The following is an 11,810-nucleotide window of genomic DNA, read 5'->3' on the forward strand; positions in this document are numbered from 1 at the left end:
CCCCCCCCCCCCCCCCCCCCCCCCCCCCCCCCCCCCCCCCCCCCCCCCCCCCCCCCCCCCCCCCCCCCCCCCCCCCCCCCCCCCCCCCCCCCCCCCCCCCCGGCCCCCCGCCCCTTCCGGAAGGACCTCCCTGTGACCGAGCAGAGCAGCCGACGACCCGGCCCCCGTACCTGGACGGCGCTGGCCGTCGCGCTCGTCGTCGTCGCGGTCGTGGCGGTGGTGGTCGCGGTGACCGGGCAGGAGCGGCCGCCGCAGCCGGCGGCCACCGCGCGGGCGACGTCCGCGGCGCCCACCGGTGAGCCGGCGCCGGCGCCACCTGCGCCGTCGAGCACCCCGGAAGCCGCTGAGTCCGCGGAGCCCGTCGCGGAACCGGTCTCGCTGAGCATCCCGGCCATCGGGGTGACCAGCGAGCTGATGCGGCTGGGCCTCAACGACGACGGCACGGTCGAGGTGCCGCCGCTGGAGCCGGACGACCAGGCCGGCTGGTACGAGCGCGGTCCGGCACCCGGCGCCGTTGGCCCGGCCGCACTGCTCGGCCACGTGGACTCCGCCGCGCACGGGCCGGGCGTCTTCTTCGAGCTGGGTGCGCTGCAGCCCGGTGACGAGGTGGAGGTGGGGCGCACCGACGGATCGGTCGCGGTCTTCGCGGTCGACCGGGTGGAGCGCCACCCGAAGGACGACTTCCCGACCATCGAGGTCTACGGCGACACCGACGACGCCCAGCTGCGCCTGATCACCTGCGGGGGCGACTTCGACTCCGCCGCCCGCAGCTACGAGGACAACGTGATCGCCTTCGCGACGCTGGTGCGCACCCAGCCCGCCTGATCCGGCGTGGGAACGACCGCTCAGTAGGCTTCCCGGCGTGTCGGTGACCTCGATGGGCGGCGGTACCGGCTCGTTGCAGCGACTGCAGGCAGTGCTCTTCGACATGGACGGCACGCTGGTGGAGACCGAGGAGCTCTGGGGCGAGGCCATGACGGCGCTCGCCGCCGAGCTGGGCGGGGTCTTCTCCGCCGCCGGCCGGGAGCGCACCGTGGGCACCAGCATGCGGGTGGCGATGGGGGTCCTGTACGCCGACCTCGGGGTCGAGCGAAGCGCCGGGCAGCTGGCGGCCGACTCCCGCTGGGTCGAGGACGAGACCGCCCGGCTGATGGCCACCCGGGGGATCCCGTGGCGCCCGGGGGCGCGGGAGCTGCTCACCGAGGTGCGCGCCGCGGGCCTGGCCACAGCGCTGGTCACCACCACGCCGCGCCGGGTCGCGGTCCTGGTGCTCGACCGGATCGCCGAGGACCTGGGCGGGTCGCCGTTCGACGTCACCGTGTGCGGGGACGAGGTGCCGGCCCGCAAGCCCGACCCGGCGCCCTACCGGCAGGCGATGGCGGCGCTCGGCGTGACCGCCGACCGCGTGGTGGTGGTCGAGGACTCCGCGGTCGGCGTCACGGCGGGGCTCGCCGCCGGCGCGGCAGTGCTCGGCGTCCCCTCGTTGCAGTCACTGGAACCACGTGCCGGGCTTACCCTGCGGTCGAGCCTGGCCGGCCTGACCCCGGCCGACCTGGACGCCCTCGCCGGGGCGGGCGGGCCGGTCTGACCGCCCGTCAGACCGGGGTGACCGGCAGCGTGGTGCGCCAGCCCGCCGCGGCCGCCGCCTCGGCCGGGAACGGCGGGGGAGTGCCGCCGAAGGCCGGGCACAGCGCCTGGTGGTCGCACCAGCTGCACAGCCGGCTCTTGTTGGCCCGGAAGTCACCGGTCTCCACGGCCCGCTCGATCGCCGCCCAGATCGCCTGCAGGGTCCGCTCGAATCGGACCAGTTCCGCCTCGTCCGGCGAGTAGGTGAGCGCGTCGCCGTCCTTGAGGTACAGCAGCTTGAGCTGCGCGGCGACCACGCCCCGGGTGCGCCACAGCACGAGCGCGTAGAACTTCATCTGGAACAGCGCCTTGCCCTCGAAGGCCTCGCGCGGCATGCCGCCGGTCTTGTAGTCGACCACCCGCAGCGCCCCGGTCGGGGCGACGTCGAGCCGGTCGACGTACCCGCGCAGCAAGAGCCCGTCGGGGAGGGTCACCTCGACCAGCTCCTCCCGGCCGTCCGGCTGGATGCGGGTCGGGTCCTCCAGCCGGAAGTAGGTCTCCACCAGCTCACCGGCCGAGGCCAGCCACGCCTCGAGGCTCTCCGCCTTCGGGGCGCCCTCCTCCTCGGGTGCCGCGAACAGCTCGGGGATGCCGGGCTCCTCGCGCAGCTCCTCCCAGGCCGGTGCGACCAGGTCGCGGGCGGCGTCGAGGGTGCGCTGCGCAGGTGGCAGGTCGTACAGCCGCTCCAGCACCGAGTGCACCAGCGTGCCGCGGACCGCGGCCCGCGACTTCTTCTCCGGCAGCCGGTCGATGGTGCGGAACCGGTAGAGCAGGGGGCAGGACTTGAAGTCCGCGGCCCGGGACGGGGACAGCGACGGACGCCGGGGCACGGTGTCCGAGGCCGTCGTCCGCTCGGCCGGGGAGAGCTCCGTCGTCACCGTCATGTCCCCGAGGCTAGGTGGGCCCTGCGACAGTTCCGAGCGTCCGCGCCGCAGGTCACACCGGACGGCGTCCGTACCCTCGCCTTCCGTGAGTGCAGAGCAGGAGCAGGACCTGTCCCCGCGGCCGCCGGCCGAGCCGCCGGCCCCGGTGGCGGCCGACGACACCGCGGCCGACGCGCCCGACCCGGTCGACGGCGCCTTCCGGGTCGGTGACCGGGTGCAGTTGACCGACCCCAAGGGCCGGCACCACACCGTCGTCCTCGAGCCGGGCAAGGAGTTCCACACCCACCGCGGCGCGATCAGCCACGACGACCTGATCGGCGCGCCGGAGGGCTCCGTCGTGCACTCCACGGCGAACACCGGCTACCTGGCGCTGCGCCCGCTGTTGGCCGACTTCGTGCTGTCGATGCCCCGCGGCGCGCAGGTGATCTACCCCAAGGACGCCGCGCAGATCGTCGGCTTCGGCGACATCGGTCCGGGGATGCGGGTGCTGGAGGCAGGCGCCGGGTCCGGCGCGCTGAGCTGCTCGCTGCTGCGCGCGGTGGGGGAGCGGGGCAGCCTGACCAGCTACGAACGACGTGAGGACTTCGCCGACGTCGCCCGGGGCAACGTCGGCGCCTTCTTCGGCGAGGTGCCCGCCAACTGGTCGCTGCGGCTGGGCGATCTGGACCAGCACCCGGCGGAGGAGACCGTCGACCGCGTCGTCCTGGACATGCTGGAGCCGTGGGCGGTGCTGCCCACCGTCGCCGCCGCGCTGCGCCCGGGTGGCGTCCTCATCGGCTACGTGGCGACGACGACCCAGCTGTCGGTCTACGTGGAGGCGCTGCGCGCCCAGGCGTGCTGGACCGAGCCGTACGCGTGGGAGACCATGCTGCGGCCGTGGCACGCCGAGGGCCTGGCCGTGCGGCCGGAGCACCGGATGGTCGCCCACACCGCCTTCCTCGTCACCGCCCGGCGGCTGGCCGAGGGCGCCGTCGCGCCGATGAGGCAGCGGCGCAAGAAGCTCGCCTGATCGGCGGCCGACAGGGCCCGCACGTGTCGGGGGGATGACGTCAGGACCCACCGTGTGTGGCTGTTCCGAGCATGCGGCGCCGTCACCTCCCGCGTGTATAGATTGGCTCCCTGGCTCCCCCCGATGTGTGCGGAGGTGCGCGATGGGCGGCATTGGTCCTGACGAGTTCCGAGCGCGGCGTGAGCGTGACGTCGCCTCCCTGGTGAACCAGATCTCCTACCTCGAGGAGGAGATCGCCCTCCTGCGGCGCAAGGTGACCGACAGCCCGCGCCAGGTGCGCGCGCTGGAGGAGCGGCTCGCCGAGGCGGAGGGCCGCGCGGCCTTCCTCTCCGAGCGCAACGACAAGCTGGCCGGCACGCTGCGCGAGGCGCGCGAGCAGCTGGTCACGCTCAAGGAGGAGATCGAGCGGCTGGGTCAGCCGCCGTCGGGCTACGGCGTCTTCCTGGAGCGCTTCGACGACGGCACGGTCGACGTCTTCACCGGTGGCCGCAAGCTGCGCGTGTCGGTGTCCCCGGACGTCGTCGTGGGCGAGCTGCGGCACGGTCAGGAGGTCATGCTCAACGAGGCGATGAACGTCGTCGCCGCGCGCGGGTTCGAGCGGGCCGGTGACGTCGTCACGCTCAAGGAGCTGCTCGAGCCGGTCGCCGGCGAGCCGCGCCGGGCCCTGGTGATCGGCCACACCGACGACGAGCGGGTCGTGCGCCTGGCCGACTCGCTGGAGGGCCAGCCCCTGCGCAGCGGTGACTCGCTGCTGCTGGAGACGCGCTCGGGCTACGTCTACGAGCGGATCCCCAAGAGCGAGGTCGAGGAGCTCATCCTCGAAGAGGTCCCCGACATCGACTACGAGGACATCGGTGGCCTGGGCCGGCAGATCGAGCAGATCCGCGACGCCGTCGAGCTGCCGTTCCTGCACGCCGACCTGTTCCGCGAGTACGAGCTGCGCCCGCCCAAGGGCATCCTGCTGTACGGCCCGCCCGGCTGCGGCAAGACGCTGATCGCCAAGGCGGTGGCCAACTCGCTGGCCAAGAAGGTCGCCGAGGTGCGCGGCGACGCCGACACCAGCCAGGGCCGCTCCTACTTCCTCAACATCAAGGGCCCGGAGCTGCTCAACAAGTACGTCGGCGAGACCGAGCGGCACATCCGGCTGGTGTTCCAGCGCGCTCGGGAGAAGGCCAGCGAGGGCACGCCGGTCATCGTGTTCTTCGACGAGATGGACTCGATCTTCCGCACCCGCGGGTCGGGGGTCTCCTCCGACGTCGAGTCGACGATCGTGCCGCAGCTGCTCAGCGAGATCGACGGCGTCGAGGGCCTGGAGAACGTCATCGTCATCGGCGCCTCCAACCGGGAGGACATGATCGACCCGGCGATCCTCCGGCCCGGCCGGCTGGACGTGAAGATCAAGATCGAGCGGCCGGACGCCGAGGCCGCGCGGGACATCTTCAGCAAGTACCTGACGACGACGCTGCCGATCCACGCCGACGACCTGGCCGAGCACGGTGGCAGCCGCGAGGCGACCATCGCCGGGATGATCCAGTCCACCGTCGAGCGGATGTACTCCGAGACCGAGGACAACCGCTTCCTGGAGGTCACCTACGCCAACGGTGACAAGGAGGTCCTGTACTTCAAGGACTTCAACTCCGGGGCGATGCTGCAGAACATCGTCGACCGGGCGAAGAAGATGGCGATCAAGGACCGCCTGGAGACCGGTACCGGGGGTCTGCGGGTCGGGCACCTGATGGCCGCCTGCGTCGACGAGTTCAAGGAGAACGAGGACCTGCCCAATACGACCAACCCCGACGACTGGGCGCGGATCTCGGGCAAGAAGGGCGAGCGGATCGTCTACATCCGCACGCTGATCTCCGGCAAGGGCACCGACAGCGGCCGGGCCATCGACACCGCGACCAACACCGGCCAGTACCTGTAACGACCGGACCCGCCCAGCGACGGCCCGGCTCCCGCACGGGAGCCGGGCCGTCCGTCGTCCGACCACCTGGTCACGTCAAGTTTCCTTTACATCGTGTCGACGGAGCTTTACCTTCCTCGTGTCCAGCATCTGCGACACGGGAGGTCTGCGGTGGCGTTCCAGGAGAAGCGGGCATGGCTGATGCTCGGGGTGTCCGTGGCCGCGTACGCCGGATACCTCGCGGCGGTGCTGGGCCGGGCAGGCGAGGGTGCGCTGGCACAGGTCCCGTACGTCGCGGCCCTCCTGTGGAGCATCGCCGCGGCCATCGTGGCCGACGTCGTCCTGCAGGTCCCGCTCGCGGTGTCCGCGCGGCAGGACGCCGGCCGGAAGGACCCGCGAGACCGGGAGATCGACCGGTTCGGTGACCACGTCGGCCAGTCGTTCCTGGTCATCGGCGGGGTGGCCGCGCTGCTCCTCGCCATGGCCGAGGCCGACCACTTCTGGATCGCCAACGCCGTCTACCTGGCGTTCGTGCTGTCGGCGGTGCTCGGTTCCGTCGCCCGGATCGCTGCCTACCGGTGGGGCTTCCCGGCGTGGTGAGGCCGACGAAGGTGACCAATGCGATCCGGGCCCTCCGGTTCGCCCGCGGTGAGATGACCCAGGCTGAGCTCGCGGACCTCGTCGGGGTGAGCCGGCAGACGGTCATCGCCATCGAGCAGGGCCGCTACTCGCCGTCCCTGGAGATGGCGTTCCTGATCGCCCGGGCGCTGGGTGTGCGGCTCGACGAGGTGTTCCAGTACCCCGACCAGGGAGGGACCGATCAGTGAAGGCGACCGTGCGGGAGGAGTACGGCTCGGCGGACGTCCTGGCGGTGGCCGACGTCCAGGAGCCGGAGATCCGCGCCGATGAGGTGCTCGTCCGGGTCCGGGCGGCCGGCCTCGACCGCGGGGTGTGGCACCTGATGACCGGCACGCCGTACCTGGTGCGCCTGGGAACCGGGCTGCGTCGCCCGCGGAACCGGGTCCTGGGGATGGACGTCGCCGGGGTCGTGGAGGCGGTCGGCGATCAGGTGACCACCGTCCGGCCGGGCGACGAGGTGTTCGGCAGCTGCAGCGGCGCGTTCGCCGAGTACGCGGCCGTGCGCGAGGACCGCTGCACGAGGAAGCCGGCGGAGCTGGGCTTCGAGCACGCGGCGGCGCTGCCTTCCTCCTCGGTCACGGCGCTCCAGGCGCTGCGCGACCAGGGCCGGGTGCGGCCAGGGCAGCGGGTGCTGGTGATCGGTGCCGGTGGCGGTGTCGGCACGTACGCCGTTCAGCTCGCCGCGGCGTACGGCGCGCACGTCACCGGCGTCTGCAGCACCGCCAAGGTCGAGCTGGTGCGCTCCCTCGGGGCGGACGACGTCATCGACCACACCCGGGAGGACCTCACCGGACGGTACGACCTGGTGCTGGACATCGCCGGCAACCGCACCTTGCGGCGGCTGCGGCAGCTCCTGACGCCCCGGGGGACGCTGGTCATCGTCGGCGGCGAGGGCGGCGGGCGCTGGACGGGCGGGCTGGACCGCCAGCTCCGTGCCGTGCTGTGGTCCCTCGTCCTCCGCCAGCGGATGACGTTCTTCGTCTCGACCGTCCGGCGGGCCGACCTGGAGGTCGTCCGGGAGTTCGTCGGCACCGGTCAGGTGACCCCGGTCCTCGACCGGACCGCCACCCTGGAGGAGGTGCCCCGGGCGATGCGTGACCTGGAGCAGGGGCTGGTCCGCGGCAAGGCCGTGGTCACCCCGTAGCGGTCCGACCGCCGCGCCGCCGGGGCCCGGTCCCGATCCCCGGTGGCGACGCCCGGGTCGCTCCCCGCCCCGGCGCCTAACCTGTGGCTCATGAGCGTGCGACGGGTGATGGGCACCGAGCTCGAGTACGGCATTTCGGTGCCCGGGCAGCCGGGGGCCAACCCGACCACGCTGTCCAGCCAGGTGGTCAACGCGTGGTCGGTGGCGGAGGCCCCGACCCCGCGCCGGCCACGCTGGGACTTCGAGGAGGAGTCGCCGCTGCGCGACGCCCGCGGGTTCGACCTCTCCCCGGCGACCGCGCTGGACCACAACGACCCCGACGAGGACAGCGGGATGGCCAACGTCATCCTCACCAACGGCGCCCGGCTCTACGTCGACCACGCCCACCCGGAGTACTCGACGCCGGAGGTCACCAGCCCGCGCGACGTCGTCCTCTGGGACAAGGCGGGGGAGCGGATCATGGCCGAGGCGGCCCGCCGGGCCGCGCGGGTGCCCGGCACCGGTGCCATCCAGCTGTACAAGAACAACACCGACGGGAAGGGCGCCTCCTACGGCGCCCACGAGAACTACCTGATGGACCGCCGGACGCCGTTCATCGACATCATCAAGGGCCTCATCCCGTTCTTCGTCACCCGGCAGGTGTTCGCCGGCGCCGGCCGGGTCGGGATCGGCTCCGAAGGGCGCACCGACGGTTTCCAGCTGTCCCAGCGGGCCGACTTCTTCGAGGTCGAGGTCGGTCTGGAGACGACGCTCAAGCGGCCGATCATCAACACCCGCGACGAGCCGCACGCCAACCCGGACGAGTACCGCCGGCTGCACGTGATCATCGGCGACGCCAACCTGGCCGAGCTGTCCACCTACCTCAAGGTCGGGACGGCGGCGCTGGTGCTGGCGATGATCGAGGCCCGCGCCCTGGACCGGGACCTGACCGTCGAGGAGCCGGTCGAGGCGTTGCAGGCGATCAGCCACGACCCGTCGCTGACCCACCGGGTGCGGCTGCGCGACGGCCGGCGGCTCACCGCGATCGAGGTGCAGCGCGAGTACCTGGCGATGGCGCAGCGGTTCGTGGCCGCGCAGGGGGACGACGACGCCCAGACCGCCGACGTGCTGCGCCGGTGGGAGTCGGTGCTGGACGACCTGGAGACCGACCCGATGCGGCTGGCCGACCAGCTGGACTGGCCGGCCAAGCTGCGGCTGCTGGAGGGGTACCGCCAGCGTGACGGCCTGGCCTGGGGGGACGCGCGGCTCAAGCTCGTCGACCTGCAGTACTCCGACGTCCGGCCGGACAAGGGGCTGTACCACCGCCTGGTGGCCCGCGGCTCGATGCGGCGGCTGGTGACCGACGACGAGGTCACCCGGGCCATGACCACCCCGCCGGAGGACACCCGGGCGTTCTTCCGCGGGGAGTGCCTGCGCCGGTACCCGGCCCAGGTGGCGGCCGCCTCGTGGGACTCGGTGGTCTTCGACGTCGGCCGGGACAACCTGGTGCGCATCCCCACCATGGAGCCGCTGCGCGGCACCCGTGAGCACGTCGGGGCGCTGTTCGAGTCGACGTCGAGCGCGGCGGAGCTCGTGGACACCATCACCGGGGGGTGAGCGTTCGGCACGCTCCTGTCACACCCCGCGGGTAACTTCTGCGACAGCGCACCACACCAGCTCAGGGAGGGTGACATGGCCACCAGGGACACCGGCGGGCAGCAGCGGTCCTCGCGTTCGCGCGAGGAGACCGACGAGGTCGAGGCCTCGGTCGACACCGAGGCGAGCGAGCGCACCAAGGAAGTGACCGACGACGTCGACTCGCTCCTCGACGAGATCGACGGGGTGCTGGAGGAGAACGCCGAGGAGTTCGTGAAATCGTACGTTCAGAAGGGCGGAGAGTAGTCGTCTCGCTACTCTAAGTCATCAGTGTGATGAAGAGGTGCCCCGACTGCGGCGAGGAGAAGCCGACCAGTGAGTTCGGGCGCAACCGGGCGCTCCCCGACGGGCTCTCGTTCTACTGTCTGGCTTGCAACCGCCGTCGCAACGGTGCGTGGTACCGGACGTCGCGTGCAGCCGTCGGCAAGACCGTGCGCGACCACTCATGGGTGCCCGAGGGATCCCGCTGGTGTCCCGGATGCCGGCAGGCCGTCACGCACGAGCAGTTCTCTCGCAATTCCCGGCAGCGTTCGGGTTTCGGCAGCCGCTGTCTGCGGTGCCATCGCAGGTCGAGCAACGACGCCTACTGGACGCGGCGATACGGCCTGACCCGGGCGGACGTGGCCGCGCTCCGCGCCGGCCAGGCAGACGCCTGTGCCATCTGCGGCGCGGCCGCACCCGAACACCTCGACCACGACCACCAGACCGGCCGGGTCAGGGCGCTCCTGTGCCAGCGGTGCAACCAGGGTCTGGGGCTCCTGCAGGACGACCCGTCGGTCCTGAGGGCGGCCGCCGACTACGTGGAGGAACATCGCGACTCCTCGGTCGCCGCGGCCACGGGGCAGTTCAGCGGGGTGTCTCCTGACAACGGCTGCAGCCCGGGGTACGTGCGCTGGCTGGCAATGCGCACCTCCGCGTGAGCCCCCCACGTGGCGACCGGGCTGACCTCCCCGGACCGACCGGTGATCGGCAGCGTGATCGGCTCGCCGGTAGGGTCGGCGGCGCGTCGCGCGCCGCTCGGATCCGCGCCGGCGCAGGTCAGCGAGCAGCACGGACAGCCGCCACCGGGCGGCGGGAGAGGCGGATGGGTGAGCGAGTTCGCAACCGGTCGGAGCGGGTTCCCACCCGCGTACCTGGACCGGGTCGGGTCCTCCTTCACCGACTTCCTCGGCGCCACCGCGCCCGACCTGCTGCCCGGCCGGCGGACGCTCCCCAGCACGCCGATGGGTGACCTCGCCCCGCACGGCACCACCATCGTCGCGGCCACCTACGACGGCGGCGTGCTGATGGGCGGCGACCGCCGGGCCACCATGGGCAACCTCATCTCCAGCCGCGACATCGAGAAGGTCTACCCGGCCGACTCCTGGTCGGTCATCGGCATCGCCGGCGCCGCCGGCATCGCGATCGAGATGGTCCGGCTCTACCAGGTGGAGCTGGAGCACTACGAGAAGATCGAGGGCGTCACGATGTCCCTCGACGGCAAGGCCAACCGGCTGGCCGCGATGATCCGCGGCAACCTCGGCGCGGCGCTGCAGGGCCTCGCCGTCGTCCCGCTGTTCGCCGGCTACGACCTCGACGCCGCCGAGGGCGCGAGCCCGGGCCGGATCTTCAGCTACGACGTCACCGGCGGGAACTACGAGGAGAGCGGCTACACGGCCGTGGGCTCCGGATCGCTGTTCGCCCGGAGCTCGCTGAAGAAGACCTGGCGCCCGGGGCTGTCCGCCGACGCCGCCACCCGCACCGTCGTCGAGGCGCTCTACGACGCCGCCGACGACGACTCCGCCACCGGCGGCCCGGACATGGTCCGCAAGCTGTTCCCGATCGTCTACCGGGTCGACGCCGAGGGCGCGGTCCGGCTCCCCGACGCAGAGGTCTCCACCGTCGCCGCCGCCATCGTCGCGGAGCGCTCGGTCACGGACGGGCAGGGCTGAGCCATGACGATGCCGTACTACGCCTCCGCCGAGCAGGTCATGCGCGACCGCTCGGAGTACGCCCGCAAGGGCATCTCCCGCGGCCGCAGCGTCGCCGTGCTCACCTACGACGACGGCGTCCTCTTCATCGCCGAGAACCCCAGCTCCACGCTGCACAAGGTGGGCGAGATCTACGACCGGATCGGGTTCGCCGCCGTCGGCCGCTACTCGGAGTTCGAGAGCCTCCGGGTGGCCGGCGTCCGGCTGGCCGACGTGCGCGGCTACTCCTACAACCGGCGCGACGTGACCGGCCGGATCGTCGCCAACGCCTACGCGCAGACCCTCGGGGCGATCTTCACCGAGCAGATGAAGCCCTACGAGGTGGAGCTCTGCGTCGCCGAGGTCGGTGACACCGCCGACAGCGACCAGCTGTACCGGCTCACCTTCGACGGCTCGGTCGTCGACGAGCCGGACTTCGTGGTGATGGGCGGCCAGGCCGAGGCAGTCACCGCCAACCTGCGCCAGCACTTCACCGCCGGCCTGGGGCTGGCCGAGGCGCTGCGGGTCGGCGTGCAGGCGCTGTCGGCGGTCAGCCCCGCCACCAGCGCCAACGGCGGCGGGCACGACCAGCTGCCGGCCGAGCAGCTGGAGGTGGCGGTGCTGGACCGGCGCCGGCCCAAGCGGACCTTCCGCCGGGTCACCGGCGCGGCTCTGCGGGCCCTGCTCACCGACCAGCCGGCACCCGAGCCGGCCGCACCCGCGGAGGCCGCCGGTTCCGCCCACACGCCCAGCGCCCCGGCGCCGGGCACCCCGGCCGGCCTGGGTGACCCGGCCTCGGTCGACACCGCCGGGGGCACCGAGCAGGCGTCCGCCCAGCCGACCACCACTGACGGGGTCGGCGGCGGCACCGAGGGCAGCGGGCCGGCGGACGACGAGGGCACCGGCGGGCAGTGAGCGGCGGGGGGGGGGGGGGGGGGGGGGGGGGGGGGGGGGGGGGGGGGGGGGGGGGGGGGGGGGGGGGGGGGGGGGGGGGGGGGGGGGGGGGGGGGGGGGGGGGGGG

General features: G+C 73.0%; 13 protein-coding genes. 12 read left to right on the forward strand and 1 reads right to left on the reverse strand.

The window, feature by feature from the left end; translation table 11 throughout:
* Positions 1 to 132: 132 nt before the first annotated feature.
* Positions 133 to 825 carry a class F sortase gene (locus tag ACI795_RS19185; protein ID WP_457077254.1) on the forward strand — a complete coding sequence of 231 codons (693 nt, stop codon included), beginning with the start codon at positions 133 to 135 and terminating at the stop codon, positions 823 to 825.
* Between the two features lie 37 nt (positions 826 to 862).
* On the forward strand, positions 863 to 1,588 hold the full coding sequence (locus ACI795_RS19190; protein WP_457077255.1) for an HAD family hydrolase: 726 nt from the start codon (positions 863 to 865) through the stop codon (positions 1,586 to 1,588).
* A gap of 7 nt (positions 1,589 to 1,595) precedes the next feature.
* Here ACI795_RS19190 and ACI795_RS19195 read toward each other — a convergent pair whose 3' ends face one another.
* Complete coding sequence (locus tag ACI795_RS19195; RefSeq protein WP_457077257.1) at positions 1,596 to 2,510, reverse strand: RecB family exonuclease; 915 nt, start codon at positions 2,508 to 2,510, stop codon at positions 1,596 to 1,598.
* Positions 2,511 to 2,595: 85 nt separating this feature from the next.
* Here ACI795_RS19195 and ACI795_RS19200 point away from each other — a divergent pair, with 85 nt between their 5' ends.
* The 10 genes from ACI795_RS19200 to prcA all read left to right on the forward strand — a co-directional run bounded on the left by ACI795_RS19200 (position 2,596) and on the right by prcA (position 11,704).
* The gene (locus tag ACI795_RS19200) at positions 2,596 to 3,519 is read left to right on the forward strand and encodes a tRNA (adenine-N1)-methyltransferase (protein ID WP_457077258.1); all 924 of its coding nucleotides are present in this window, start codon (positions 2,596 to 2,598) and stop codon (positions 3,517 to 3,519) included.
* A gap of 202 nt (positions 3,520 to 3,721) precedes the next feature.
* Positions 3,722 to 5,443 carry a proteasome ATPase gene (gene arc, locus ACI795_RS19205; protein ID WP_457077259.1) on the forward strand — a complete coding sequence of 574 codons (1,722 nt, stop codon included), beginning with the start codon at positions 3,722 to 3,724 and terminating at the stop codon, positions 5,441 to 5,443.
* 150 nt (positions 5,444 to 5,593) lie between these two features.
* The gene (locus ACI795_RS19210; RefSeq protein WP_457077260.1) at positions 5,594 to 6,022 is read left to right on the forward strand and encodes a hypothetical protein; all 429 of its coding nucleotides are present in this window, start codon (positions 5,594 to 5,596) and stop codon (positions 6,020 to 6,022) included.
* 11 nt (positions 6,023 to 6,033) lie between these two features.
* A complete protein-coding gene (locus ACI795_RS19215) occupies positions 6,034 to 6,249 on the forward strand; it encodes a helix-turn-helix transcriptional regulator (protein WP_457077261.1) in 216 nt (71 codons plus the stop codon).
* Positions 6,246 to 7,205, forward strand: a complete 960-nt coding sequence (locus ACI795_RS19220) for an NAD(P)-dependent alcohol dehydrogenase (RefSeq protein ID WP_457077262.1) — start codon at positions 6,246 to 6,248, stop codon at positions 7,203 to 7,205. Before ACI795_RS19215 ends, ACI795_RS19220 begins: the two co-directional genes overlap by 4 nt.
* A 90-nt stretch (positions 7,206 to 7,295) precedes the next feature.
* Entirely contained in the window at positions 7,296 to 8,801 is a 1,506-nt protein-coding gene (gene dop, locus ACI795_RS19225; RefSeq protein ID WP_457077263.1) for a depupylase/deamidase Dop, read from the forward strand.
* A gap of 75 nt (positions 8,802 to 8,876) precedes the next feature.
* A complete protein-coding gene (locus ACI795_RS19230) occupies positions 8,877 to 9,086 on the forward strand; it encodes a ubiquitin-like protein Pup (RefSeq protein ID WP_457077264.1) in 210 nt (69 codons plus the stop codon).
* 29 nt (positions 9,087 to 9,115) lie between these two features.
* The gene (locus ACI795_RS19235; RefSeq protein ID WP_457077266.1) at positions 9,116 to 9,760 is read left to right on the forward strand and encodes an endonuclease VII domain-containing protein; all 645 of its coding nucleotides are present in this window, start codon (positions 9,116 to 9,118) and stop codon (positions 9,758 to 9,760) included.
* A 168-nt stretch (positions 9,761 to 9,928) separates the two neighbouring features.
* The gene (prcB, locus tag ACI795_RS19240; protein WP_457077268.1) at positions 9,929 to 10,771 is read left to right on the forward strand and encodes a proteasome subunit beta; all 843 of its coding nucleotides are present in this window, start codon (positions 9,929 to 9,931) and stop codon (positions 10,769 to 10,771) included.
* 3 nt (positions 10,772 to 10,774) lie between these two features.
* Positions 10,775 to 11,704 (forward strand): proteasome subunit alpha, encoded by a 930-nt coding sequence (gene prcA, locus ACI795_RS19245; RefSeq protein WP_457077269.1) that lies wholly within the window; start codon positions 10,775 to 10,777, stop codon positions 11,702 to 11,704.
* Positions 11,705 to 11,810 lie beyond the last annotated feature (106 nt).

It is taken from the genome of Modestobacter sp. SYSU DS0290 (assembly GCF_054050955.1).